The following is a 26,855-nucleotide window of genomic DNA, read 5'->3' as shown; positions in this document are numbered from 1 at the left end:
GCATCGAAAAAGTAAATAAGTCGTAAAAAAGCCCGGCATGAGAGCAATTTATCCCTTAATAATGTCATCAATGTCCATTAAGCTAGGGCTCCGAATCCGTCCTGGTGTGGCTTAGTAATGGACAGCCTGAAGAATTACAAAAATATCAGCGAAAAACCTGCTCTGACCAGTCAAATCAAGCTGTTCAGGGCGCAGGACATGGACGGCCGGACTGTGTTTCTCAAGGCCAGCAAAACCGGCACCGGCCAGGGGATGGAACAGCAACTTCCCCTGTTTTCGGCCTTACCCAGAGTCTTGCACAGACTCCATGATCAGGATGCGGACTACGAAGTGCTGGAAGCCGGTGACCTGGAGCTGGACACCTGGCAGACGACGTCGGCACTCAGTGGGGACGATATCCTCAGCCGGCTGGATATGATGCTGGCCCTGAGCCGCCTTGTGGAGTCCATTCATGCCCAGAAGATGATCTTCGGCGGTCTGAATCCCAGAGCCATTTACTGGTCAAAGGATGGCCGGCAAGTGGGGATTCTGGAGCTTGGCCATCCTACCCAGGTGGCGCAGGTCAGCCGTCATCATATGGCCAACCTGCTCGACAGCGGGGTACTGCGTACCCTGTCGCCAGAGGCAACCGGCCGTATCAACAGCCCCATAGACAGCCGCTCGGATCTGTACTCACTGGGCTGTCTGCTCTACCAGATAGCCACCGGCCAGCTCCCCTTCGAGATGGACGACAGTATCGAACTGGTGCATGCGCAGATTGCCCAGGAACCTACGCCGGTCAGGCAACTGAATCCCGATATCCCCCTGGCTCTGGCGAATTTGATCCACCGACTGTTGCAGAAAAATCCCAATGACAGATATGGCGCGGCCAGCGGCGTCTGCCATGACCTGGCCTACTGTCAGGCCGAATGGCAGCAAAAGGGGGAGCTGGCCATGTTTCCCCTGTCAGTGGCCCTGGGCAGCCAGAAACTGCATTTCCCCAACCGCTTGTATGGCCGGGACCTGCAGGTCAGGCAACTTGGCGAGCACTTCGCCGCAATGCTGCGCGAGCGCACCAGTTCCATGGTGGTGATCAGGGGTTATTCAGGGGTGGGCAAGAGCAGCATCATCGAACAGTTGGATACCCAGACGCTGGCCAAACGGGCAAACTTTATCAAGGGCAAGTTCGACCAGTTCCAGAACAGCAGCCTGTTTTCAGCTTTGCTTGCGGCGCTCGCCGAGCTGGCCGAGCAACTTCTGTTGGAGAATGAATCGCAGTTGCAGAGCTGGCGGCAGGATCTGCAAAAAGCGGTAGGTGAGGATGGCCATCTGCTTACCGGCTTCGTCCCGGAATTGCTGCCGATACTGGGCCAGCAGAGCCTCGGCAAGCCCTCAGATTACACAGACAGCCGGTTCAGCAAGGTATTGCTGCGATTCTTCCGTGTGTTCAGCGAGCGGCAACGGCCCCTGGTGATTTTCTTCGATGACATGCAATGGAGCGATCTGGCCAGCCTGCGGCTGCTCGAGGAACTGCTTAAGGACAGTAAGATAAACTTGCTGATGATGATTCTGGCTTACCGGGAAAATGAAGTCGACGACACCCATCCCCTCAGCCAGACCATTAAGCGGATTCAGGCCACCGAGACGCCTGTGGCGATTCTGCCGGTCAGGCCGCTGCCCAATCAGGCCATTGGCGAAATGCTGGCGGATCTGTTCAATCAGCCTGCCAGTTCCCTCATTGGCCTGACCCAGTTGATCCTGAAGAAAACCAACGGCAACCCCTTTTTCGTCAAACAATTCCTGCTCACCCTGCACGACCAGGGCCTGCTCAGTCGTGACGAGTTCGGCAACTGGAGTTGGAGCATTCAGGAGATTGAACGGCAACAGATCACCGATAATCTGGTTGAAATGACCGCCAAGCGTCTGGGCAAGGTGTCCAGGATCAGTCGCCGGCTGCTGAAATTTGCCGCCCTGATCGGCAGCCAGGTTCAAACCGACATGCTGGAAAGCCTGCTGCAGATGGATCACGGTGACCTCCAGCTGCATATCGGCGAGATTGTCGAGCAAGGCATTATGAATGCCTTTACCGATCCGAGGGGTGAACGCATCGAATCGGTACACTTCAGCCATGACAGGTTACAGCAGGCTGCCTATCTACTGGAAGAGACCGAGGGCAACGATTCCCTCCATCTGGCCATTGGTCAGGTCTATCTGGACAGCCTCAGCGAAGGGGAGCAGCAGGAACAGGTACTGAGCTTTATCGGCCATCTGAATCAGGCCGGGGATCACTTCCTCGCTGAGTACGGCAAGCCAAAACTGGCGGCATTCAATCTGCTGGCCGGTCGTAAGGCCCAGGAAGCCAATGCCTATCAAAGCGCCAGGGATTACTTCTCCCTCGCCTGGCAATTGCTGTCGGATCAGGACTGGCAGACAGATTTTGCCCTGTGCAGGGACATTCAGCTTGGGCTGGCCAGCAGTCTGTATCTGACCCAGGCCTACGAAGAGGCCGGCCAGCATTGTGAGTCACTGAGCAGCCGGGTTAAAGATCAGACCCAGCGGATGAAAGTGGCCAAGCTGCAGTTGCTGATCCTGTTTGGCCAGAACCAGTTTCAGCCGGCCTTCGAACTGGCCGCCGAGGTGCTGGATAAGGTCGGAGTGGATATTCGCAACTATCAGGGCATCGCCACCCGCTATCTGCAATTGGAATCCCTGTACGACAAGCAAAATATTACCGCGCTGCTGGAGTTGCCAGCCATGCAGGATGAGACCTGCCTGGTGGCCATGGAAATCCTTAATTCCCTGTTGACGGTGGCTTATATCGTGGGGCCTGAACAGTACCTGATCGTCACCCACGCCCTGGTCAGGCTCAGCATAGAACAGGGAAATGCCGCACCGGCCAGCCGCGGCTATGGCTCCCATGCCATGATCCTCAGCGGCGCCTTCGGCCAGTACCGGGAAGCCCTGCAGTTCGCCGAACTGGCCATCGCCGTGGACCGGCGTTATCACCAGTTGAATACCGCCGAAGTCCAGTTCCAAAAGGCAGCGGCGGTCTTGCCCTGGAATGCCCCCCTGCACGACGCTCTGGTAGATCTGGAGAGCAACATTTACCTGGCAATGGATGAGGGAAACCTGGAGTACGCCGTCCATTCTGCGCTTTTCTACAGCTTTTATCTGTGTCTGAGCGGGACCTCACTGGACAATGTCGGTCAGGTGTTTGACAAATATGGCGCCTTTATCGAACAAAAGCGTATCCCCTATAACCTCGAGTTTATCCGCTTATGGCAGCAATTCTCCCTCAACCTGCAAAAGCCAGGCTCCCAGCCGCTCCTTCTGCAGGGCAAGGCGTATAACGAGGCCAGTCAGGTACCCGTGCTGCAGGAAACGGCCAATCTGACCATCCTCTTCTGTTATCACAGTATCAAGCTGATGCTCGGCTACCTGTTTGACGATCTTGACCTGGCAAAACAGCATGACGAGGCGGCTGAGCCTTTGGCCGGGGTCGCCATGTCCCTGTATCACCAGACGGAATATCATTTCTTTGCCGGTCTGCTGGCCGCCCGCCTGGCCCGCCGCTGTGGCAGTCATAAAGATGCCGCCTTCGAGTCAGCCCTCAACCGACTCAAACAAAAACTGGAGATGTTGCGAGGCTGGGCGGTCAACGCCGGCGCCAATCATGGCCACAAAGTGACCATGCTGGAAGCGGAGCTGGCTGCACTGCAGGGCGATGCCAATGCCTGGCAGCTCTACCAGCGCGCCATCGGCCAGGCCGAGGCCAGCGGTTTTACCCAGCATCAGGCCATCGCACAGGAACGATACGCCGAATACTGGCAGCAAATGGGCAACGCCGATTTTGCCAGCCAACTCTTGTTGCAGGCTCATCACAGCTTCAGACATTGGCGGGCTGAGGCTAAAGTCCGCCACTTGCTCGAACGGCATCCGGCGCTGCTGCCGTTATTGGGCCGCAAAGCCGGCGGTCCGGGCGACAAGGATCTGGATCTGCTGTCCGTGTTCAAGGCGTCCGAAACCCTCAGCGGCAAGGTCAATCTGCGCGCTTTTCTGGACAAGATGATCAATATCATTGTCGAGAATGCCGGCGCCCAGGCAGGCAGCCTGATGTTTCTGGATGAAGAAGACCATCTGAAGATCAAGGCCAGTTATCCCAAACGACGTGATGAGCAGGATTTACCGCTGACCTTGCTGGCCCTGGTCAGCCGCACCCTCAAACCACGACTGATCAATGAGTTGCAACAGGCCGGCAGCCTGCAGCGGGATGCCTACTTCCAGACCAGCAAGCCACAATCCCTGCTCTGTATCCCGGTCATTGTGACCGGCGTGTACCGGGGCATTCTGTATCTGGAACACTTTGAGCTGACCGGCGCTTTTACCGAGGAACGGGTCAACGTGCTGCAACTGCTGGCCAATCAGACGGCCATTCTTTTCGACAATACTCGCCTGTTCCACCGGGTGGTGGAGGCCAACAAGAACCTGGAGCGCAAGGTGCTGGAGCGGACCAAGGAGCTGGCCAGCGCCAAACTCAGGGCCGAGGAAGCCACCGAGGCCAAGTCTTCCTTCCTGGCCAGGATGAGCCATGAAATCCGCACTCCCATCAATGCGGTCATCGGCCTTAGCCGTTTAGCACTTAAGACCGCGCTGAACGAAGAGCAACTGGACTATGTCACCAAGATCCAGGAATCGGGGGAAGGGCTGCTGGGACTGGTCAACGATATCCTCGATTTCTCCAAGATTGAAGCCGGCAAAATGCATATTGAACATACCAGCTTCTCCCTGAGTAAAGTGGTCCAGCGGGCCGTCAACCTGACCGCCCTGCGAGCCCACGCCAAGGGCCTGGAGCTGGTATCGGATGTAGAGAACAGCCTGCCTGACAACCTGATGGGCGATCCCCTGAGGTTGCAGCAGGTGCTGGTCAACTTGATCAGCAACGCGGTGAAGTTCACCGAGCAGGGATTGGTTTATGTCAAGGTGCGTCATGAAGCCCAGCCCGACGGTAGGGTAAGGTTACAGTTTTCGGTGATGGATACCGGTATCGGCATGACAGCAGATCAGCAGGGGCGCCTCTTCCAGTCCTTTGCTCAGGCGGACGATTCGGTGACCCGGAAATACGGAGGAACAGGCCTGGGTTTGACCATCTCAAAGCAGTTGTGTGAGCTGATGGAAGGGGAGATCTGGCTGGACAGTGAGCTTGGCAAAGGATCAACCTTTTATTTCAGCGTGATGATGGAGACCGCCGAACCAACCGAACAACCCTCAATGGCCGGTCGGCAGAAAATCGCCGACTTACGGGTGCTGGTCGTGGACGATGTACCACTGGCCAGGAATGTGTTGCAGGACTTGCTCACTGAGCTTGGCATCCAGGCCGACGAGGCGCCAGGAGGAGAAGAAGCCATAGAGATGGTCCGCGCGAGCAGTCAGGCCGGTCACTGCTATGACGCTATCCTGATGGACTGGCATATGCCCGGTGTGGACGGTATTGAGGCCTCCAAGCGTATTCATCAGTTGCGCCTGAGCGATTCACCGAGGATCCTGATGGTTACGGCTTACGACAAGGAAGAAGCCAGGCGGCTGGTTGACTATAGCGTGATCAGCCAGTTTCTGGAGAAACCGGTCAACCTCTCCGCCCTGGTGGATGCCCTCACTGGTCTGCTGGCCCAACGCCCTGGCAAGCCTTCTCCGTTATCTGCGGAAGAACAGGCTATCCCCGATCTCAGCGCTTTTCACCTGCTGCTGGTTGAAGACAACGCTATCAACCGTCAGGTTGCTATCGGCCTGCTGGAAGATACCGGGGTGCAAATCAGTGTCGCCCATAACGGCCTGATTGCACTGGATATGCTGGAACAGCAGGAATTTGACCTGGTGCTGATGGACATTCAGATGCCGGAAATGGACGGCCTGACGGCGGCCAACCTTATCCGGCACAAACTCAAACTGGTCAAGCTGCCAATTATCGCCATGACGGCCCATGTCATGGAGACAGATCGGCAAAAGAGTCGTGATGCGGGCATGGACGACCACATCTGTAAACCGCTGGAACCCTCGGAGCTGTTCCAGACCCTGCGTCATCACCTGGGAATGGCTGAACGCACCAGTATCGATGCAGGGAGGCCGGTTGCAACCGGCACAGAAATGGCCCGCAATAACCTTCCTCTGCCCGAGATAGACGGCCTGGAGAGTCTCCGCGCTATCAACAATATGAGTGGTAAGACCGAGCTTTACCTTAATCTGCTGAAAGATTTCTATCATGAACAACAGATCACCGCCGATAGACTGGAGCAACTTTATGCTGGCCAGCAGTGGCAGGAACTGTTCCGCACCATACATTCGCTCAAATCTACCTGTGCCTATATCGGCGCCTTCGGCTTGTCGCAAAGCTGCGGCAGGCTGGAGGCCAGGCTGGAGCAGGGCCCCTGCCAGCAGGGACAGTTACAGGAAATCTGTGCCACCCTGAGGGAACTGTTACAAAAGCTAACACCGCATTATGCGTCCCGTCGCCGCCAGACTTGCGATATTCCATTTTCTGTCACAAGGTTGAAGGAGTCCCTGCGGCAGATCCTGCCATTATTACGGCAATCGGACTTTGCCGTGGAGGACCATCTGCCCGATATAGAACTGATGAGCGAAGGCAGCCCTTACGCCCTGCAGATAGACCAGTTGAGTAACAAAGTGGCGGAAATCGAATATGAGAAAGCAGTGCAAATCGTCGAGGAACTGCTCGAACAACTGGATAAAAATGAGTCTGATGGGGACGGCAGTGAATGATTGCTCCCTGTCAGGCGCTAAAGGGATGATTGACTGACAATGCAGGCCAAACAGCGTGTACTGATCATTGACGATGAAAAGACCAATCTCAAGATCCTGAGCGACATCCTCCGTGACGAGGTGGAGGTTATTCTGGCCAAGGACGGGGCCCAGGGCATTCGCAAGGCCAGGGAGCTGGCGCCGGATCTGATTCTGCTGGATGTGGTAATGGCCGGCATGAGCGGCTTTGATGTCATCACCAAGCTCAAGCATGACGCCATAACCAGCGCCATACCCGTGATTTTCATCACGTCCCTGGGCGATGTCAGCCATGAAGAGAGGGGGCTGCTGCTGGGGGCCTGTGATTATATCCAGAAGCCCTTCCATGCGGCCATCGTACTGGCAAGGATCCAATTGCATCTGCAACTCGCCAGGCAAAGGCTGATGCTGGAGCGCCTGGCCAACATCGATCCGCTCACCGAAGTGGCCAACCGGCGCCGCCATGAGGAAGTGCTGGCCAGCGAATGGCGGGTGGCCATGCGCAATCACTCTGAGATTTCGCTGGTGATGGTGGATATTGATAACTTCAAACATTATAACGACCGCTACGGTCACGCTGCCGGTGACCGGGTACTGCAACAGGTCGCCCAACAGCTTTCTGCCCAGCTCAAGCGCCCCCGTGATTTGGTGGCCCGCTATGGGGGCGAAGAGTTTATCATCCTGTTGCCAGAGAACAGCCAGGCAGGCAGTATGGAGATCATGGAAAACTGCCGTACAGCAATAGAAAACCTGGGGCTGGAACAGGTCGGAGGGGAGGACGGTCAGCGGGTAACCATCAGTATCGGTGGTATAACCTGTCGGCCTGGACTGAAAGACAAGGCCAGCGATGCCCTGAAAATGGCCGACGATATGCTTTATCTGGCCAAGCATCAGGGCAAGAACAGGGTTATCTGGTTTGAACATGAACAGGGAGAGAGCCGGCATGGCGACGCAACATCCAACGGTCTTGTTGGTTGACGATGAGAAAGCCAATCTCAGGCTGCTGAGCGACCTGCTACGCGAAGATGCCAATATTGTGCTGGCCCAAAGTGGCGGCCAGGCAGTGGAGAAGGCCGTCAAGTTGTTACCCGATCTGATTCTGCTGGATATCATGATGCCGGACATGGATGGTTTCGACACCCTGCGCACCCTCCGCTCCATTCCCATGACCCAATCCATTCCGGTCATCTTTATTACCGGCCTGGACAATCCGGAAAAGGAACAACAGGGCCTGCGCCTGGGGGCCCAGGACTATATTCACAAGCCTTTCAACGCCGAGGTGGTTCGTGCCCGTATTGCCACCCAACTGGAGATAGTCAGCCAGCGGCAACAGTTACAGCAACTGTCCGTCGATCTGACCCATGCCAGCGAAGCCAAGAGCCGTTTCCTGGCAAATATGAGCCATGAAATCCGTACTCCCCTGACCAGTATCATCGGTTATGCCGAAGCCATTCAGGCAGGAGAAATCGGCGCCGATGAACATGATCAGGCTATGCAGGCCATCAGTACCAGCGGCAAGCACCTGCTGACCCTGTTAAATGACATTCTGGATCTGTCCAAGGTGGAGGCCGGCAAACTGGTTATCGAACTGCAGGCTGTTAATCTGCACGAGTTGCTCGAAGAAGTAGAGGCTCTGGTCAGGGGACCGGCCCAGCAAAAGGGACTGGATTTTCGCGTCAGCATACAGGCCCAGACGCCGGAGCGCTTCCTGGCCGATCCCCTGCGCCTGAAGCAGATTCTGGTCAATCTAATCGGCAATAGCATCAAGTTTACCCATCAGGGCTCGGTCAGCCTCGAGGTCAGTGCTGAGGGGAGCCACTTATCATTTGCCATCAGGGATACGGGCATAGGGATTGAGCAGGACCAACTGGACAAACTCTTTGCTCCCTTCGAGCAAGGCCATGAATCCATCGGCCGCCAGTATGGCGGTACGGGCCTGGGCTTATCCATCTCCCAGCAACTGGCCGCCAGAATGGATGGACATATTGAAGTGTCCAGCAAGGTGGGCAAAGGCAGTTGTTTTACCCTGGTGACCGCCCTTTATCCCGCCACAGCAGAATCGGAGGAACCTGAACAGCCGGCACCCATGGCCGCAAAAAGTTCATTCAGGGGTAAGGTGCTGCTGGCAGAAGATTCGGCCGACAGCCGCCATCTGCTGAGCAAGATCCTGCAAAGCCGTGGTCTGGAGGTCAAGGCGGTAGAGAATGGCCAACAGATGCTGGAAGCGGCCATGGGCGAAGAGTTCGATTTGATCCTGTCAGACATTAACATGCCGGTGATGGACGGGCTGCAGGCCATCAAACTGCTCCGGGCCGTGGGGGTCCATTCCCCCGTCATCGCCCTGACCGCCAATGTGCTGGAGCAGGACGTCAGGAAATATCTGCAGGCCGGTTTCACCGACCATCTGGCCAAGCCCGTCAATCGTCAGAGATTCAATCAGGTCCTGGCCACATACCTCAAACAAGACAGCTCCGGCGAAGAACTGAGCCTGCCAAACGAAGAGCTGCGAAAACTGAAGGACCGCTTTATCGGCGGACTGCCGGATCATCTGGCTGCCCTGCAAACCGCCTTCAGGAAGAACAACCGCCACGAGCTCGAAATGCTCGCGCATAAACTAAGGGGTACGGCGGCCCTGTTCCAGTTTAAGCAACTCAGCGATACCGCCGCCAGGATCGAGAAAAACCTGCAAAGCCGCTCACTGCCCGAGACCCTGCAGGAGCTGACTCATCAAATCGAATCCCTGGTAACCAGTTCTCATGGACAGTAAGGAGATGACCATGCAGTACAGTGAAATGACCGCCCTGATCGTGGATGATGACAGCGATGTCCGCGCTTTTCTACGCAGCACCCTGCGCAGCCTGTTTGGCTGCAACCTGATGGAAGCCTCGTCCGGCGATGTGGCGCTGAGTCTGTATGACAAAAACAAAGTGGATCTGGTGTTTCTGGATATCCAGATGCCTGGCAAAAGTGGCCTGGCTATATTGAATGAACTCAAGGAACTGGACCAACAGGTCAAAGTCATTATGGTCAGCGCCCATGGCACCATGGAAAACGTCAGTCAGGCGGTCAATCAGGGCGCCAGGGGTTTTATTCTCAAGCCTTTCCATATGCAGAAAATCAAAGCCATGGTGGAGAAAGTCCATGGTAACAGGGAAACAGCTCACTAGTAGTAAACGGGTTAGGCAGTGGGCTTGATCAGGCGCAGAAAGTCTGCGGAGGGCAGTGGTTTGGACCAGTGGTATCCCTGGCCCACTTCACATCCCATATCGATCAGCTTTGCGGCGGTCTGTCCATCCTCCACGCCTTCGGCCACCGTGCCGATCTTCAGACTCTGGGCCATCTGGATAATGGCCTGGACAATGGCCTCGTTCTGGCTGTTACCGGCCAGATTGGTGACAAAGGATTTGTCTATTTTAAGCACAGAAACCCTGAAGCGTTTCAGATAGCCCAGATTCGAATATCCGGTGCCAAAGTCATCGATGGACAAGCCCACTCCCTTGTCCTGAATACTGGCAAGGCTTTGTTGCAACGCTGGTTGCACATCCAGCAGCAAAGATTCGGTCAGCTCCAGCTCAAGAAATCGCCCTTCCAGCGAGGCATTGTCCAACGCTTCCATAACGGCAAGTTCGAAATGGCCCCGCTTGAACTGGATTGACGACACGTTAATAGCCATCGTCAGCCAGTCGAAACCCATCAGATGCCAGCGTCGGCATTGCCTGACCGCCTCCTTCAGCACCCAGTCGCCCAGCTCGATAATCAGGCCCGATCGCTCAGCCAGAGGTATAAAGATATCCGGGGCGATAAAGCCGCGACTTGCATGTTCCCAGCGCAAGAGAGCCTCAGCGCCTGTTATGCGTCCGCTTTTCAGTTCCACCTTCGGCTGGTAGTGCAAAGCCAGTTGTCCTGCGCCGATGGCCTGGCGCAACTCGAGTTGCAGCTGCAACACTTCCTGGGCGGACTGATTCATATCCTCACTGAAGAAACAATAATTGTTGCGGCCTCTTTCCTTGGCACTGTACATGGCCATGTCCGCCTTCTGGCAGAGGCCGTCAAATTCGCCCCCGTCAGCCGGCGAGACGGCAATCCCGATGGAGGCGGTCAGGCAAATCTCATTGTTCTGGATCATGACTGACTGGGTGGCGTGGCTGAGGATTTTCTGGCACAACATGGCCAGTTGCTCATGGTGCTCTACGTTCTGGATGATCAACACGAACTCGTCACCGCCGAAGCGGCACAAGGTATCGGACTCACGCAACAGTCCGCGCAGACGCTGGGTCAACTTCTGCAGGTATAGATCCCCGGCCTGATGGCCGAGCGAGTCATTGATAGCCTTAAAATGATCCAGATCGAGAAAGATAATCGCAACCATCAGTTCCCTGCGATTGGAGGCGGCCAGGGCCTGCTCAAACAGAAACTTGGCCAGGCGTCGGTTGGGCAGGTCGGTCAGGGGGTCATGGTTGACCAACCGATGGATTTCCTGTTGGGACTCTCTGACCCGCTGGTTTTCAATGGACAGCTTCTCCAGCATCTTGCGCAGATCGCTGGACAACAACCACACGCTGAAACTGATGATCGACAGTATCAAAGCCAGCAGCACAGCACTGTACAACCCGGTTTCCATATCATTGTTCACATACACGCCGACTTCATTCACATAGCCCAGCACCAGCAGGTTAACCAGCATAAAACCCAGCAGCAGCAGAAACAGTCCGTAGCTGGCAATCACGGCGGTAAAAATCAGGATGGCCGGCAGGATCAGAATGGCTTCATCCCGCACTCCCCCATACATCCACATGAAATAACTGGCGACCAGGGTCAGGGTGCTCAGCAAAATAGCGGCGCCCACCATCAGCCGGCCTCGCTTGGCAATGAGATAGGACGCCCACAAAGCCAGGGCCAGCACTATCAGTATCTCGGTGGTTCTCCAGCGTCCCAGCCAGATATGCTGAGCCAGGATCAGCAGCACACAAAGTTCCGAGGCGATAACAATCTGGCGGAGCTTCTCAAGGCGAAATTGCAGGGACTGATCTTTAAGGATTGAATTGGCAGGCTTGTTAGGCATTGATACCGGCTCCGGAACCCCAACTCAACCTTTTGATCTGAGGCCTGTTTCCAGTGTAGTCAGGGCTCGTTGCAGCGTCAAAGGGACTGCATCCCGGCGGCAGGTACTTTCGCCCCCTTCGGTCTTTAGTTGGGCGCCCCCGCCTCCCTGGAGAGCGCCTGTCGCTCCCCCTGATCGTCATTTCCCTGCCAGCCCGCCAGATGGCGTGTGACAATCTGTGCCAGCGCCTGGATATGACCGGCATCTGCGTTCAGTGCCGGAATATATTCATAACGCTTGCCACCGGCCTCAAGGAAGTACTCGCGGTTCTCCTCGCCAATTTCCTCAATGGTTTCCAGGCAATCGGCGGAAAAGCCCGGGCAGACCACTTGCACCGAGTCAACGCCTTCTGCAGGCAATGCTTTTAGCGTCACGTCCGTGTAGGGCTTCAACCACTCTTCCCGGCCAAACCTGGACTGGAATGTGGTCAGGTATTGCTCTTTGTCCAGACCAAGGTTCTGGGCTACCAGGCGCGAGGTCTTCAGGCACTGGCAATGGTAGGGATCGCCGTTGCGCAAATAACGTTCTGGAATACCATGGTAGGAAAACACCAGCCTGTCGGCGCGACCATGTTCCTGCCAGTGGGTCCGTATCTTGTCTGCCACCGCCTGTATGTAAGAATTCTCATCATGGTACTGGGTGATAAAACGCAGTTCTGGGATCCAGCGGCGATGACGCAGGCACTCGCTGATGGCATCAAAGGTCGAAGCGGTGGTGGAGGCGCAGTACTGGGGATAAAGGGGTAATACCAACAGCTTACGCACTCCCTGATCCAACATGCGATCGAGCACCTCTGCAATCCCCGGATTACCATACCGCATGGCAAAATCCAGCACCAGATTATCCCCCCACGCCTGGTCCAATACCTCTCGCAGTGCCTTTGCCTGGTCATGGGTATGGAACATCAGGGGTGAACCCCGCTCTGTCCAGACGGTCTGATAGGCTTTTGCCGAGCGGGCCGGACGGATATTCAGGATCACGCCATTGAGGGCCAGCCACCAAAGCCACCTGGGCGCTTCCACCACTCTGGGATCGGACAGGAACGCCTTCAGATAACGTTTCAGGGCCTTTCTGGTAGGGGCATCCGGGGTCCCCAGATTGGTAATCAGCACGCCGACCTTGTCGGGTTGGGCATGGCTGAAACTGGCACTGTTGAGATACTTCATCAAAAACTCCCTGAATCCCGTTTAATTACGGCTGGTAATAGGTGGCAGCGCCCTGCTCCCCGGCATACCGAGCGCAAACACCCAAAGATAGAAGAGTAGCGTCCAGCCCACGAAAAAGATCATCGAATAAGGCAACATGGTATCAACCAGAGTGCCGATACCTATATCTTTCTTGTACGGCAGGCGTAAAACGGCCCGCAGTTTACCCGAAGTTGGGAGTTAAAGGCATATCAGTGCCGTTCAGAACAAATACCCCGTCAATTATGTAATCAGAGGCAATGCTGATTGCAGTAGAGCACGGCTTCCCGGCAGGCCATCATCAGATGATACATGGAAGTCGCCGGCGCGGGCTGATCCATGGGCCGATTCCGTTCATCCAGACGCTCGATATAAAAACCCGGCACCTGGGTGTTCAGGTGATATTGAATCAGGGCCTGGATGCTGCTGGCGGCCTCTTCTTCTGCGCCTTGCAACCCCACGTCAGCCTGGGCCAGATGTGCCTTGATCAGTTCCGTCACTGTCCAGAGCCGCTTAGAGGCCTTGACCACCCGCCCCTGAGCATCCATTTCATCCACCAGCAGACCGGTCTGTTTATCCAGGCCACAATTTAACGCTTTGTCATACAGGGCCTGACAGTATCCATCCACCTTCACGTCGCTATGCTTCTGGTACTGTCGCAGCAGCCAGACCCATTCCATATGGTGGCCGGGCTCAACCACCTGGCCCTGGGCCGCCGGCAACGGGTTAAGCTGGTCATCGAAATATTCGTAAAGCACCTGTTGTTTGGCATCGAAGAAATGTCTTTCGAACAGGCTGAATACCTGTCCGGCGCGCTCAAGCCAGATTTCCTCGCCGCTGACTTCATACCAGGCCAGAAAAGCCTCAAACAAGTGCATATGCGGGTTCTGTCGCCGGGTAGCGGGATAATCGCCTTCCAGCCAACCGCCGTTGGCACCCCTGAACCGGCTGTTCAGCATCAGCATCAGCCTGTCGGCCCGCTTGCTCGCGTCCAGCATCCCCTGAGTCTTGTACTGATAAGCCCAGGCCAGCAGGAAAAAAGCGCAGTCATAGGTATCCAGCCGTGCATCCACTATCTGATGCCGTGCGTCCAGCTTAAAGGCGTAAGCCCCTTGTTGTTTGGGATGACGGGCAAATCTGTCCAGATATTGCTGAATGCCGGTGACCAGAGCGCTGCCCTGTTGAAGCCAGCCCATTTCAGTGGCAGCGGCAAACACAAACATCTGCCTGGCCTGAACCCGGGTACGGCGATCCGCCTGCACATCGGCACTCCCGTCCATCAGCATCGTCTCAAATGCCGCCCCGGAAGACGATTCTATGCCCTGTTGCACCCAAAGGGGCAGCGCATACGTTTGCATCCAGTTTTTAAATTGCTCTGTTGCCTGTATAAGAGAAGGGGAAAGGCTCATGGCATGCATTACTTGTCTGATGGCAGATGAGCCTGGATCATAAAGGGACCGCACATTTGTGCAAGCCGCTTCACGATAATTAAATCAAACAGCGAGAAGGCATGTGAGTCAGGCACAACAAAAAGGCCTCTGGGGACTGAGTAAACCTTTGCTTCTGGAGCAGGCGCTGCAGTTTATGGTGCCGCTACTGGATACCATCTTCCTCAGTATCATCAGCGATTCGGCCGCCTCGGCCGCCGGCGCCCTGACCCCGGTACTGTTTCTGTGCGGCAATTTGATCTGGGTGACAGTGTTTGCCGGTGCCAGTATCGCCAACCAGCGCATCGGCGCGGGCAATTACGCCAGGGCCAATGCCACTATCTGGATTTTTGCCCTCTGGTCGATACTGCTGGCCGGTCTGGTGGCCGGTCTCTTATGTCTGTTTGCCGAAGATATCACGCAGCTGATGGGCCTGAGGGGCCAGATTGGCCTGGACGCACAGACGTATCTGCACATTGCCTTTGCCCTGGTGCTGGTCTGGTGCGGCAAGGCCATCTGCCAATCCATTCTCAATATGTATGGCCTGCCGGGATGGAACCTGCTCGCCAATCTGGTGTATTTCATCGCCAACCTGGCTGGCAACTGCATTGTGGTGTTTCAACTGTTTGGCCTGCCTGAATATGGTATCGCAGGTGTGGCCTGGGCCAGTGTGATCGCCTCAAGCCTGGGTGTACTGGTGAGCCTGCTGGCTATCGCCTTCAACCTCAACTTAAGGGTCAGCCGGGCAGATCTGGGCAGCAATTTCAGTTCGGTCAGCCACAACCTCGCTCGGATCGCTGCTCCCAGTGCCATCGAGCCTTTATCCTTTGACATCAATATGGTGGTGCTTAACAGTCTGGCAGCTAAACTGGGGCCGCAGGCACTGGCCGCCAAAATCTATACTTTCAATACCTTTATGCTGGGGCTGATTATTTCGGTAGCCCTCACCACCGCCACTCAGATACTGGTGACCCAGAAGGTCGGCAGCGGTGAGATGGACAAGGCGGATCAACAATTGCGCCAGAGCCTTCGGGCCGCCCTGTGGGGCACCGGACTGGTGGCTCTGTTGCTGACGCTGCTGCATCATCCCATCATGAGCCTGTATACGGACAATGAGAAGCTGCTGGCCGGCGCCTTCTGGTGGTTCGCCCTGGCCGGCTTGTCTGAGCCGGGCCGTACCATCAACATCATGACCGGCTTTAACCTGCGCGCCACCGGCGATGGCTGGTACATCTCCTGGGTGGGACCGCTGTTTACCTGGGCCGTGGCCCTGCCTCTGGCCTACCTGATGGCCTTTGTACTGGACTGGGGGGTGGCGGGTCTGCTGCTCTCTGCGGTGATCGACGAATCAGGCCGGGCGTTTATCTTCCATCGTCGCTGGCAGCAGAAACACTGGCATCACAGCCATGTGCACGCCCGGGAAAGCCGGCAAAACAACCTGGTTTAGTTGCCCGCACTACTTATCCGTGCCCACCAGTTGCCTGACCTGCCGGGCGAAGGAAACCAGCCGTTCCCTGATGGTCCGTTTTATTTTGACATTGACTCCGCCGAACAGCACAAGGCCTTCGATAATGAGGGTCGGTACCTGACGCCGGTTAATCACGGGAGGCAGGTCAATATTATTGCCACCCAGAATACAGAAGGCTTTGGAGACCACATTGACGTTTTCAGGCACATAGATATTATCGCCGCCGAACAGGCAAAATACCTTGATGGTCACCTGTTGGCTGGTAAATACCGCCTGGCTGAAATCCAGATTGGAACCGCCAAGAATACTCAGGCTGCGGATTTCCCTTGGTACCACCCAGGCGCCGCTGCGATCCGTCCCCCCCACCCCCAGCACACTGACGATGGTTTCGTTGTCTGCCTCCTGGCCGGCGTCAAATTTCACGTCAAAGGCCTGGGATCGGGATTGCTGGTATTGCTCTGTCACCTGATGGGGCAGATCCCTGGCCTGGGCGTCAATCTCCTGAGCATCGCTGCTCTGGATGGCGATATCCAGACGACGTTCGAAAGCCTCCAGCGACAAGCTTCCTTGACCATAGTTATATATCAGCTTGTCTATGACTTCTTCCCTGACATTGTCAATGGGACGATCCTGTAATGGCACCGGCATAATTCATCCTCTTGGTTGATACCTGCATCTTGGCAATTCGTAGACTGTAAGCAAGCCTTAAGCCAAATAATAAACTCATATTTAACAGTAAGTTAAAATTTCATCCTCTGAATCGCCCGGGTGATTAGCCCATTAACTGGTGGGTTTGACCAAACTGGCTTCCTGGATAAAAAGTAAGAAATAAAATACATTAAGTAATATATTTTTTACTTTTAGTGTAAAGTAGATTACCTTTTGTGTTGTTCAGAAAACCACCTCTGCAAGGAAATAACACATGTTGTCACTTCAACACCTGTCCACCCGAGAGCAGAATATCCTGGCGACGCTGACCCTGGATTTGCTCGTGACCCTGTATTACTTCAGCGAACTGGCAGGGATGGAAACCGGTCTTACAGAGCCCAGCGAACAGATGGGCCAGCTGATCCTGAAAGTCATTATTCTCAGCATTCTCGCGTCTATTCTGTTGTTCGGTTGGATCCGCTGGCGCAGCGGTGAAGAGGAGCCCAGGGATGAACGGGATTATCAGATAGAGGCCAAAGCTAACAGTATCGCCTACGGGGTACTGTTTGGCGCCGTCGCCCTGCTGATTGGGCATCTGATCATCAACGCCATCGACTGGCATGCTTCTGTCATGCCTTTTTTGAGCTTTACCCCCATGCTTTGTGCCCATGCGCTGCTGGTGATCCTGCTGCTGTCGAGTACCGCCAAGTCCGTTACCCAGCTTTATCTGTATCGCCGGGGTATTTGATGGGCATTCAGGGCAAGATTCACAATCAGATACGCCGTCTGCGCTTTGAACATGACGAGATGACCCAGGCCGCTCTGGCCAAGGCAGCCGGCGTGACCCGCCAGACCATCATGTCGCTGGAGGCCAATAAGTACTCACCTTCCCTGGAACTGGCCTTTAAAATTTCCAGAGTCTTCAACAAACCGTTGACGGAGGTGTTCAGCTATGAACAAACGGAGCCCTAAGGGAACTGACCTCAATTGGTAATCAAGCACGAATATTCTAAGGTTAATGTCTGACGGCAATTGCCATACGGCTATTGCCAGTTTGAAAATAGCTGTTAGCATGCAGCGTTTTGCGTCTTATAGCAGGCGCTTATGATCCGGCCAGTAACGCGCAACGTGACTGGTCACAGAACATAAACCAAGAGGATAATGCCTTATGTCTCGCGTTTTGATCATCGGCGCCGGTGGTGTCAGCACAGTTACCGTCAAGAAGTGCGCTCGCCTGCCCGAGCACTTTGATGAAATCTATCTGGCCAGCCGCACCCTGTCGAAATGTGAAGCCCTGCAAAAAGAGTGCGGCGCCGACCGGGTCAAAGGCGTGTTCGCCGTTGATGCAGACGATGCCAGCCAGGTGGCGGCACTGATCCGCAAGGTCCAGCCGGATCTGGTTATCAACCTGGCCCTGCCATACCAGGATCTGCCCATCATGGATGCCTGCCTGGAAACCGGCGTGGACTATCTGGATACCGCCAACTACGAGCCCAAAGATGAAGCCAAGTTCGAATATTCCTGGCAGTGGGCGTATCAGGACAAGTTCGAAAAAGCCGGCCTGATGGCGCTGCTGGGCAGCGGCTTCGATCCGGGTGTGACCAATGTCTACACCGCCTATGCGGCCAAGCATTATTTCGACGAAATCCACTATCTGGATATCGTCGACTGTAACGGCGGCGACCATGGCAAAGCCTTTGCCACCAACTTCAACCCGGAAATCAATATCCGCGAGATCACCCAGCGTGGGCGCTACTGGGAGAATGGCCAGTGGAAAGAAACCGATCCGTTGTCGGTGCGTGAAGATCTGGATTACCAGAATATCGGCGTGCGCGCCTCTTACCTGATGTTCCACGAAGAGCTGGAGTCACTGGTCAAGCATTTCCCCACCCTCAAGCGTGCCCGTTTCTGGATGACGTTCGGTGAAGCCTACCTGACTCACCTGCGGGTACTGGAAGGTATCGGCATGACCAGCATCGAGCCCATCGACTTCCAGGGCCAGAAAATCGTACCGCTGGAATTCCTCAAAGCCGTGCTGCCCAACCCGGGCTCCCTGTCTGAGGGTTACCAGGGTCAGACCTGTATCGGTACTTACATTACCGGGATTAAGGATGGTAAGGAAAAGACCATCTTTATCTACAACAACTGTGACCACCATGCCTGCCACGAGGAAGTGGGCGCCCAGGCGGTATCTTACACCACCGGCGTACCGGCGATGATTGGCGCGGCCCTGATGTTAAATGGCACCTGGAAGAAGCCCGGTGTGTGGAACATGGAGCAGTTCGATCCGGATCCTTTTATGGACATGCTCAACAAGCACGGCCTGCCCTGGCATGTGCTGGAATGCGACAGCCCGTTTAAGAAGTAACAAACTCACCACAGGCGCACGGAGTACACCGGGAATTGCCTTCCCCACTCCGTGTGCTTAAGTGACTCTGTGGTTATTGTCTGAGGAGGGTGACTTTGAACGATCCCATAATGAATCCCGATATTCCCTCTCCCTGCTATGTGTGTGAGGAAGCAAAGCTTGAAGCAAACCTGCAGTTGATGAAGCGGGTGCAGGATGAGGCCGGTGTCAGCATTATCCTGGCCCTGAAGGGCTTTTCCATGTGGTCCACCTTCCCGCTGGTAGGCAAGTATCTGCAAGGCTGCACCGCCAGCTCAGTATGGGAAGCCAAACTGGCCAAATTTGAGATGGGCAAGGAAGTGCATGCCTACTCACCGGCCTATAAGCAGGGGGATATTGACGAACTGTGTCAGTTGGTCAACCACATTTCCTTTAACAGCCTCACCCAATGGCAGCGTTACAAGGAGCAGGTGGCCAAGGCCGGTATTTCCATGGGCCTTCGCATCAATCCTGAACACCGTGAGGCCGAAACCGAACTCTATGATCCCAGTGCTCCCGGCTCGCGTCTGGGTGTGATGGCGAAGGATCTGGAAGGGGTGGACTTAAGCGGTATCGACGGATTCCATGTGCATAACTTATGCGAATGCGACTCCTTTGCTGCCGAGCGCACCCTGGCTGCGGTGGAACAGCGTTTTGCTAAGTATCTGCCCAAGCTCAAATGGCTGAATCTGGGCGGCGGCCATCTGATGACCCGCCAGGGTTACGATGTGGACCATCTGATCAAGACCCTTAGGGCCTTCCGGGAAAAATACGACCTGGAGATTATCCTCGAACCCGGCTCAGCCGTGGCCTGGCAGACCGGTCCACTGGTGGCCGAGGTGGTGGATATAGTACATAACGACGGACCTATCGCCATTTTGGATATTTCCGCCACCGCCCATATGCCGGATGTGCTGGAAATGCCCTACCGCCCGGTTATCCGCGGCGCCGGTCTGCCGGATGAAAAGGCCTACACCTACCGGCTTGGCGGCAACTCCTGCCTGGCCGGCGATGTGATTGAGAAATACAGCTTCGATCACGAACTTCAGGTGGGTGAGCGGATTATTTTCGAGGACATGATCCACTACACCATGGTCAAAACCACCTTCTTTAACGGCGTGGAGCATCCGTCTATCGGCATCCTGCATAAAGACGGAAGCTTTGAGCTGGTGCGCAAGTTTGAGTATGAGGATTTCCGGGATAAGCTGTCCTGAATTACTAGACTAATACTGAACAAAACCCTGGATTTGCAGGGCTTTGTTGCTGTGCCAGAATGAACCCAAGTATCGTCCCTGCTTGCTGTGCCTGGAGACGGTATAAAAATAGCTCTCTGTTACAATCCAATGAATGTTGACTGAATGTCCAAAGGTTAATTCGCTATGTCCCTCACCATAATCACCCTCCCCCGGCATGCGATTATTGCGTGCCTGGTCGCAGCCATGGCTCCGTTTGCCACGGCTCAAACGACCGAGCCCTCGCCTCTGCGGCTGGACGGCTTCGGTACGTTGGGAGTGGTGCACTCCAATGAAGAACGGGCGGATTTTGTATCCAGCCTGCTGGTACCCGAAGGCGCCGGCTTCAGTAACCAGTGGAGCGTCAAGGTAGATTCCAAGCTGGGTCTTCAGGTATCAACTGACGCCAGCTCAACAGTCTCTGGCGTGGTTCAGGTGATTTTCGAACAGCAGTACGACGGCAGCTACTCTCCGGAATTAGAGTGGGCAAACCTGAATCTCAATCTCAGTCAGGATCTGGAATTGCGTGCGGGACGCATGGTTTTGCCATCCTTTATGACCTCAGAATACCGCAAGGTAGGCTATGCCAACGCCACCAGCCGTCCCCCCCCGGAAGTCTACCAGTTGGTACCCGTTAGCAATATCGACGGTCTGAGCCTGTTGTACCGCTCCCGTCTGGATCAGGCCACCAATACTTTGCAACTGGTCTACGGTGGGAAAACAGTAAAAGCCCCGTCCTTTGAGGTTGAGGCAGATAACGCCTTGACCCTGGCAAACACGCTTGAGTGGCGGGCGTTAACGGTGTTTGCCAGTTACACGAATACCCGCCTGACTATAGACGCTTTTGATAACCTGTTTAACGCGTACAGCGCCTTCGGACCGGCGGGGGAGGCGATAGCCCAGCAATTCGATATCGATGACAAGCGCTTTGAAATCATGACCCTGGGGGGTCGTTATGATACCGGTGACTGGTTTATTCTGGGCGAATGGGCGCGTAATCGTAGCCGTACTCTGGTCGGTGACACTCGCGGTTGGTACCTCACCGGCGGCTATCGTTTTGGTCCTGTCACCCCCTACCTGACTTTGGCCCGACGTAATTTTTACGGCATGACCTCTCACCCGGGGCTGGATATACCGCAAGCCCGGCCCCTGAATGCCTTGTTAAACGAAATCCTGGCTGATGCCGCCATTCAAACGCGTGTCGCCGTCGGCTTGAGATGGGACTTTGCCCACAGCATTGCCCTCAAAATGCAGTACGAGCACATTAATCTGGGTGCCGGTTCTGAAGGCGTGCTGGCAAATGATCAGCCAGGCTTTGAGCCTGGTGGCACAGTGGGCCTGTTCAGCGCCACGCTCGACTTTGTCTTTTGAGGTGTGAAGATGCTAAATGCGCTTAAAAGGCTGGGTATAGGATTTCTCTTGTGGGGTGTGACGGGCGCCGGCTTCTCCGACGTGGTGGTGGTGATGTCGGCTCAAAGCCCATCAACCTCTATAAACCGCGAGGAACTGGCGGACATCTATTTAGGCAGGCTGAATCAACTGCCCAATGGCGCGCAGGTGATCCCCCTGGATCAGACAGAGCGCTCGCCCCTTTATGAAGAGTTCTACCAAGGCTATCTGGGACGCACACCCGCACAGATCAAGGCCCATTGGTCGAGACTGATTTTCACCGGCCGCGGTCAGCCGCCGCAAAGTGTGCCTGATGATAAAGCCATGATTGAGGCCATAGCGAACAACCCTCGCGCTATAGGCTACATTGACTCAGAGAATGTCAGCGAAAACTTGCGGGTCCTCAATATTGAATAACCCAAGATCAACCCCTTCCCACCTGAGAACTGAGAAACGACACAGGGGATCAGCTCGCTGGCTTCGGTATCTGATGGAACCTCCTGTATTGTTTACTGCTCTGACTCTGGTGGTGTTAGCGGTATTGTGGGCTGCCACCTTCAATTTCATCACACGGGAGCGCGAGACGGCCCACCAGACGGCCGCTGCGCTGGCGGCCGACGTAGCAGACACTTATGAAGCCCAGGTAGTGCGTGCGCTGCGCGAAATCGATCAAACCCTCAAACTGGTCGGCTACGAACTGCGGCGCCAGCCGCCGCAACAGGTTCTTGACGATCTCGGTATGCAAGGTCTGCTACCGCCGCCCATGTTATTTACCATTGAAATTACCGATGCCGGGGGCGGGCTTCTGGTAAGGAATAATGATTCAGATATCCCTCAGGCTAAGGCTGACACTGTACCGGAGAGCGTCCGCAGCGCTCAGGATATGGTTGTGGGATTGCCCCAGCGCACCGGCCACGACGAATGGCAACTGCGCTTTGCACAAGGATATCGGGATAACCAGGGCCGGTTCGCCGGTGTGGTTTCGGTGCTGGTACCTGCGGCTTATTTCGTCAGCGGTTACGAACCCTCGGTGATGGGCAACTCAGGTGTACTGGGGATGATCGGCACGGACGGTATCTTCAGGGTAAAACGCACCGGAGAAGCGATCTCGGCAGGCGACGCCCTGGATTACAGTGCCCTGGCTCAGGAAGACGTCGATGCGAATTCCCCCGCCAGTGTTCAATCCAACCCCTGGGACAACACCCGTCGGTACACAATTATCCGCAAGTTATACCAGTACCCGCTGGCAATAGTGGTTGGTTTGTCAGAAAAAGAACAATTGGCCGGGGCCCACGAGACGGTGCGGCTTTATATCTTGCGATCAGCTGGCGCCAGCCTGTTTTTGATCATCATATTTACCTTGTTGGGATGGTTGAACTGGCGGCTCCAACAAGAGCGCAAGCGCGTCATGGAAGAGAGGATTGAGCATGCCAAACAGGTAGAGTATCTGGCTTTTCACGACAGCCTGACCGACCTGCCCAATCGCGCCTATTTCAGCCACCTGCTGACAGAGAATATGCAACGGGTCCACCGCTATGAGCGGCATCTGGCGCTATTGTTCCTGGATCTGGACAGATTCAAGACCATCAACGACTCGCTGGGTCACGATGCCGGAGATGAGCTGTTGCGAGAAGTCGCCTTGCGCCTGCGCGCTTCGGTTCGGGAAAGCGACATCGTGGCCCGTCTGGGGGGCGACGAATTTGTGGTTCTGCTACCGGAAATATCTGAAGCGGAGCAGGTCGTGCCCGTCGCTGAGAAAATTCTGACTGCGGTAGCCAAGCCTTTTGAGCTGGTGGGGCAGGAGTTTCGGGTTACCGTCAGTGTCGGCATTACCCTCTATCCCGGCGACGGCCGCGACGAACAGACGCTGATGAAAAACGCCGATGTCGCCATGTACCACGCCAAAGAGCTGGGTAAAAACAATTTCCAGTTTTACTCCGAAGCACTCAATACCAACTCACTTGAGCGACTCTCGCTCGAATCCAGTCTGCGCAGCGCTTTGGAGCACAATGAGTTTCGCCTCTACTATCAACCCAAACGACGCATGTCCAACGGCGAGGTAACGGGCATGGAAGCTCTGCTGCGTTGGGAGCATCCTGAGCTGGGACTGGTCTTGCCAATGCAGTTTATACCGTTGGCCGAAGAGAACGGCCTGATTATTCCGCTTGGCCGCTGGGTATTTAAAACCGCCTGCCAGCAGAATGTTACCTGGCAGCAGCAAGGCTATCCTCCCTTGACTATTGCCATCAATCTTTCTGCTCGACAGTTTATCGATGAGCACCTGCTTGATGATATCAAGCTGGCGCTGAAGGAAACCGGAATGGACCCCCGTTTGCTGGAGGTCGAGATTACCGAAAGCATGGTGATGCGCGACTTGCAGCAAACCATTCAGATCTTGCAAAGCCTCAAGCAAATGGGAGTTCGGGTCGCCATCGATGATTTTGGGACGGGCTATTCTTCCCTGTCGAATCTAAAACAGTTTTCGGTGGATACCATCAAGATTGATGGCTCATTTATTCAGGATATTGTCCGTTCACAGGAAGATCAGGGGTTGACCGAAGCAATTATCGCCGTGGGTCGCAGCCTGGGTTTGACGGTCGTTGCTGAAGGCGTCGAAAACAGCGATCAATTCGAATTTCTACGCCGTCATTTCTGTGACGAGTTTCAAGGCTTCTATGGCAACGAACCCCTGACAGCGGAAGATTTTGCCCAAGTGGTTTGGAAACAGGCCAATCAACCTGTCCCTGATTGAATAAAATCCGCAGACGGAAGGCACCAGAAGAACTTTTTGGAAAGCCTCCTTTTAGGTTATCGCCCTGGTCAGACGGGTTTATTTCAGAGCATCATGAAAAATCAGCCCCAGACTGCGCCTGTGACCGGTCATAATCTGACTGACACCATGTCTTATCTGGGTACGACTGTAGCCGCGGCTTGAGCGCTGCACGCCCAGACTGTTGGGAAAAACCACTGCCTGGCCCCGGGACAGCGGGACCACCATGACACGGCTCTGTCGCCTGGCCTGGTTTTCCACCAGGACAAATTCTCCGCCGGTAAAGTCCTTCCCCGGCCGGTTAAGCTGGATAAGCACCTGAAAGGGAAAGAAAGCTTCACCGTATTTATCCTGATGCAGACAGTTATAGTCGCCTGGACCATAATCCAGCATCAGGGGAGTGGGCAGTTGCTGACCCTGCAGATGGTTTTCTCTTAAAAATTCTCCCAGCGTGGATGGCCAGTGTCTGTCGAGGCCTAAACATTGAGCCCAATGATTGGCCACAGGCACTAACTTACGGTAAAAAGCCTCACGTAATCGCTGTATGCCTTCGGGCAGGGGATACGCAAAATAGCGGTATTGTCCACGCCCGAAATTAACCCGCTGCATCTGAACCTGGGAGCGGAATCGTTGCCTTTGTTCATACAGGCCGGCAAGCTGTTCACAGGCTTCGGCGCTCAGCGCCTCGCCGGTCACACAATAGCCCTGCTCCAACAAAGCCCTGCCAACCACCCCACTGTCCAGGTCACGCCACAATAGTCCACAATCCGGGCTTGTGACGATATCAACGGCCACCGGCTTGCTCCAGTTCCAGTAACTGGCGTTTACGCTGTTCCCCCCAACGATAGCCCCCCAGACTGCCGTCGCCCCGCAGCACCCGGTGACAGGGAATCAGGACCCCTACCCTGTTGGCGCCGCAGGCATTGGCTACCGCCCTGTGGGAGTTAGGTGCGCCAATGGCCTGTGCCACCTGCTTATAGGTGCGGCTTTGCCCGGCCGGGATACGGGACAGAAATTGCCAAACCTTAATCTGGAATGCGGTGCCAAATAGCTCTATGGGCACCTGTGGCTGGGGTCCCCCTTGCTGTAAATGCCTCTCCAGCGCCTGCATCCACTTATCCAGCTCAGATTCCATTTCCGCGGGAGTCGGCAACAGCTCCGCCTGTGGAAACTCTTCATGCAGTTGGCTGACCAGGGCGGTAAAAGACTCGCCAAACTGCACATTGCAGACCCCTCTGTGGGTGGCCGCCATCAACAGATAGCCAAAGTCCGTGTGACGCAGGGTGAAGTAAATCTGCAAGCCCTTGCCGCTTTGGCGCAATTCGGACGGCGTGACGCCTACGCTTGCAGACAACTGCTCATAGACCCGGCTGCTGGAGCCGAATCCCGCTTCGTAGATGGCATCCAGCACCTGGCGGCCATCACGTAGGGCCTGCCTGAGCTTTTGTATGCGTATGGCATTTTGAAACTGTTTTGGGGTGATACCCATCAACTCCTTGAATTGCCGCTGAAAGTGGAAGTCACTCAGGGCCGCTTTCTGAGCCAGGTGTTCCAGGGGCAAGGCCTGTTCGGCATGCGCTTCGATATAGGCGGCGACCTGCAGGATCCTGGTGTGGGTGGTCTGTGACATGATTTGCTCCCCGAGTGGAATTGGAGTCTAGATGCTACTGCAGCCTTTGCTAACTGGCTGTCCGTTTCTTGCTGAATTTAAGGGCCAGGTAAAAGAATGGCTTTCAGCAAGAAGCGGATCGCTACGCCATGCCTATGGGAATAGCCTTCTAACTCACTCATTTTACCCTGGAGTACCACACTCATGTCCTTTCAGTTTCACACCCTGGATCATCAGCAATTCGAACCCTTGTATGGCCTGTCGGAGCAGGAGCTTGCCAAACATGGCGTCCTTACCGCCCGGGTCGACCATCCCAACAGCTATCCCTGCCGGATAACACTGCAGTTGCCGGAGCCTGGCGAACGCATGTTATTAGTGAATTACTGGCACCTGGACGTAGAGAGTCCATTCCGCTCCTGTTATGCCATCTACGTGCGTGAGGGACAAGTCAGCCGGCACTATCAGCCTGGCGAGATCCCCGTCATGTTCAAAACCCGTCGCATGGCACTGCGGGCCTTCTGCCCACAGCATCGGCTGAAACTGGCCGCCCTGGTTGCGGATGAACCGGAGCTCAGGCAGCATATCGAACAATACCTGGCCAACCCCGAAGTGGAATACCTGCATTTGCACTCGGCCACTCATGGTTGCTACCTGGCCAGGATATCCCGCCCAGCCTAGCCCCAAGCTAATACCAATCGGATTAATCTTTAGTGCATTCAGAGCTGACCAGAAAGGATTAGCTCAAGGCGCAGCCTCGAAGGCATAGTGGCTCTATGTCAAGAGGCTGGAACGCAGAGATAATGCTTTCTGGACGCTCTCGACAACTGCTCCTGCGTTGTTCTACTTCACGCCATCCATGGCGCTCCCTGC

The 26,855-nt window shown here is 55.3% G+C and carries 19 protein-coding genes and 1 pseudogene; 13 read left to right on the top strand and 7 right to left on the bottom strand.

Going from position 1 to position 26,855, the window contains the following annotated elements; all coding sequences use genetic code 11:
• Window positions 1-117 precede the first annotated feature (117 nt).
• The 4 genes from J0A66_RS09100 to J0A66_RS09085 are packed head-to-tail and all read left to right on the top strand — an operon-like array spanning window position 118 to window position 9,938.
• Window positions 118-6,753 (top strand): ATP-binding hybrid sensor histidine kinase/response regulator, encoded by a 6,636-nt coding sequence (locus J0A66_RS09100; RefSeq protein ID WP_206573485.1) that lies wholly within the window; start codon window positions 118-120, stop codon window positions 6,751-6,753.
• 39 nt (window positions 6,754-6,792) lie between these two features.
• Window positions 6,793-7,749: a GGDEF domain-containing response regulator gene (locus J0A66_RS09095; protein WP_206573484.1), complete on the top strand. Its 957-nt coding sequence runs from the start codon at window positions 6,793-6,795 to the stop codon at window positions 7,747-7,749.
• Window positions 7,715-9,538 (top strand): hybrid sensor histidine kinase/response regulator, encoded by a 1,824-nt coding sequence (locus tag J0A66_RS09090; protein WP_206573483.1) that lies wholly within the window; start codon window positions 7,715-7,717, stop codon window positions 9,536-9,538. The genes J0A66_RS09095 and J0A66_RS09090 overlap by 35 nt, the downstream gene beginning before the upstream one ends.
• Before the next feature lie 10 nt (window positions 9,539-9,548).
• Window positions 9,549-9,938, top strand: a complete 390-nt coding sequence (locus J0A66_RS09085; RefSeq protein WP_206573482.1) for a response regulator — start codon at window positions 9,549-9,551, stop codon at window positions 9,936-9,938.
• Window positions 9,939-9,949: 11 nt separating this feature from the next.
• Here the strand turns inward: J0A66_RS09085 and J0A66_RS09080 are convergent, their stop codons facing one another.
• The 4 genes and pseudogenes from J0A66_RS09080 to J0A66_RS09065 all read right to left on the bottom strand — a co-directional run bounded on the left by J0A66_RS09080 (window position 9,950) and on the right by J0A66_RS09065 (window position 14,414).
• A complete protein-coding gene (locus J0A66_RS09080; protein WP_206573481.1) occupies window positions 9,950-11,833 on the bottom strand; it encodes a putative bifunctional diguanylate cyclase/phosphodiesterase in 1,884 nt (627 codons plus the stop codon).
• Window positions 11,834-11,958: 125 nt separating this feature from the next.
• A complete protein-coding gene (hemH, locus tag J0A66_RS09075; RefSeq protein WP_206573480.1) occupies window positions 11,959-13,038 on the bottom strand; it encodes a ferrochelatase in 1,080 nt (359 codons plus the stop codon).
• A 25-nt stretch (window positions 13,039-13,063) separates the two neighbouring features.
• A pseudogene (locus J0A66_RS09070) lies at window positions 13,064-13,215 on the bottom strand (AbgT family transporter); the annotation flags it as partial.
• 92 nt (window positions 13,216-13,307) lie between these two features.
• The gene (locus J0A66_RS09065; protein ID WP_206573479.1) at window positions 13,308-14,414 is read right to left on the bottom strand and encodes an AGE family epimerase/isomerase; all 1,107 of its coding nucleotides are present in this window, start codon (window positions 14,412-14,414) and stop codon (window positions 13,308-13,310) included.
• Between the two features lie 154 nt (window positions 14,415-14,568).
• Between J0A66_RS09065 and J0A66_RS09060 the strand changes: the two genes are divergently transcribed.
• Window positions 14,569-15,930 (top strand): MATE family efflux transporter, encoded by a 1,362-nt coding sequence (locus J0A66_RS09060; protein ID WP_206573478.1) that lies wholly within the window; start codon window positions 14,569-14,571, stop codon window positions 15,928-15,930.
• A 9-nt stretch (window positions 15,931-15,939) separates the two neighbouring features.
• On the opposite strand, the gene J0A66_RS09055 is transcribed toward J0A66_RS09060, so the two are convergent.
• Window positions 15,940-16,599 carry a LiaF domain-containing protein gene (locus J0A66_RS09055; protein WP_206573477.1) on the bottom strand — a complete coding sequence of 220 codons (660 nt, stop codon included), beginning with the start codon at window positions 16,597-16,599 and terminating at the stop codon, window positions 15,940-15,942.
• Between the two features lie 274 nt (window positions 16,600-16,873).
• Between J0A66_RS09055 and J0A66_RS09050 the strand changes: the two genes are divergently transcribed.
• From J0A66_RS09050 to J0A66_RS09020, 7 genes are all read left to right on the top strand, one after another.
• A complete protein-coding gene (locus J0A66_RS09050) occupies window positions 16,874-17,347 on the top strand; it encodes a DUF2178 domain-containing protein (RefSeq protein WP_206573476.1) in 474 nt (157 codons plus the stop codon).
• A complete protein-coding gene (locus J0A66_RS09045; RefSeq protein ID WP_206573475.1) occupies window positions 17,347-17,571 on the top strand; it encodes a helix-turn-helix transcriptional regulator in 225 nt (74 codons plus the stop codon). Before J0A66_RS09050 ends, J0A66_RS09045 begins: the two co-directional genes overlap by 1 nt.
• Window positions 17,572-17,767: 196 nt before the next feature.
• Window positions 17,768-18,967, top strand: a complete 1,200-nt coding sequence (locus tag J0A66_RS09040) for a saccharopine dehydrogenase family protein (RefSeq protein WP_206573474.1) — start codon at window positions 17,768-17,770, stop codon at window positions 18,965-18,967.
• Between the two features lie 95 nt (window positions 18,968-19,062).
• Window positions 19,063-20,199, top strand: coding sequence for a carboxynorspermidine decarboxylase (gene nspC / locus J0A66_RS09035; protein WP_206573473.1), 1,137 nt, complete (start codon window positions 19,063-19,065; stop codon window positions 20,197-20,199).
• Window positions 20,200-20,364: 165 nt separating this feature from the next.
• On the top strand, window positions 20,365-21,588 hold the full coding sequence (locus tag J0A66_RS09030) for a porin (protein WP_206573472.1): 1,224 nt from the start codon (window positions 20,365-20,367) through the stop codon (window positions 21,586-21,588).
• 9 nt (window positions 21,589-21,597) lie between these two features.
• The gene (locus J0A66_RS09025; RefSeq protein WP_206573471.1) at window positions 21,598-22,023 is read left to right on the top strand and encodes a type 2 periplasmic-binding domain-containing protein; all 426 of its coding nucleotides are present in this window, start codon (window positions 21,598-21,600) and stop codon (window positions 22,021-22,023) included.
• A 73-nt stretch (window positions 22,024-22,096) separates the two neighbouring features.
• Window positions 22,097-24,358, top strand: a complete 2,262-nt coding sequence (locus J0A66_RS09020; protein WP_206573470.1) for a putative bifunctional diguanylate cyclase/phosphodiesterase — start codon at window positions 22,097-22,099, stop codon at window positions 24,356-24,358.
• Between the two features lie 78 nt (window positions 24,359-24,436).
• Here J0A66_RS09020 and J0A66_RS09015 read toward each other — a convergent pair whose 3' ends face one another.
• Both J0A66_RS09015 and J0A66_RS09010 read right to left on the bottom strand, forming a co-directional pair.
• A complete protein-coding gene (locus tag J0A66_RS09015) occupies window positions 24,437-25,171 on the bottom strand; it encodes a 2OG-Fe(II) oxygenase (protein ID WP_206573469.1) in 735 nt (244 codons plus the stop codon).
• The gene (locus tag J0A66_RS09010) at window positions 25,161-26,006 is read right to left on the bottom strand and encodes a bifunctional transcriptional activator/DNA repair enzyme AdaA (RefSeq protein ID WP_206573468.1); all 846 of its coding nucleotides are present in this window, start codon (window positions 26,004-26,006) and stop codon (window positions 25,161-25,163) included. Before J0A66_RS09010 ends, J0A66_RS09015 begins: the two co-directional genes overlap by 11 nt.
• 183 nt (window positions 26,007-26,189) lie before the next feature.
• Here J0A66_RS09010 and J0A66_RS09005 point away from each other — a divergent pair, with 183 nt between their 5' ends.
• On the top strand, window positions 26,190-26,663 hold the full coding sequence (locus tag J0A66_RS09005) for a DUF1203 domain-containing protein (RefSeq protein WP_206573467.1): 474 nt from the start codon (window positions 26,190-26,192) through the stop codon (window positions 26,661-26,663).
• The last annotated feature ends 192 nt before the right edge of the window (window positions 26,664-26,855 follow it).

Origin of the sequence: Bowmanella dokdonensis, assembly GCF_017254865.1 — a bacterium.
GTDB lineage: Bacteria > Pseudomonadota > Gammaproteobacteria > Enterobacterales > Alteromonadaceae > Bowmanella > Bowmanella dokdonensis.
Note: the sequence above shows the minus strand (reverse complement) of the source record. Positions and strands in the feature narration are given on the sequence as shown.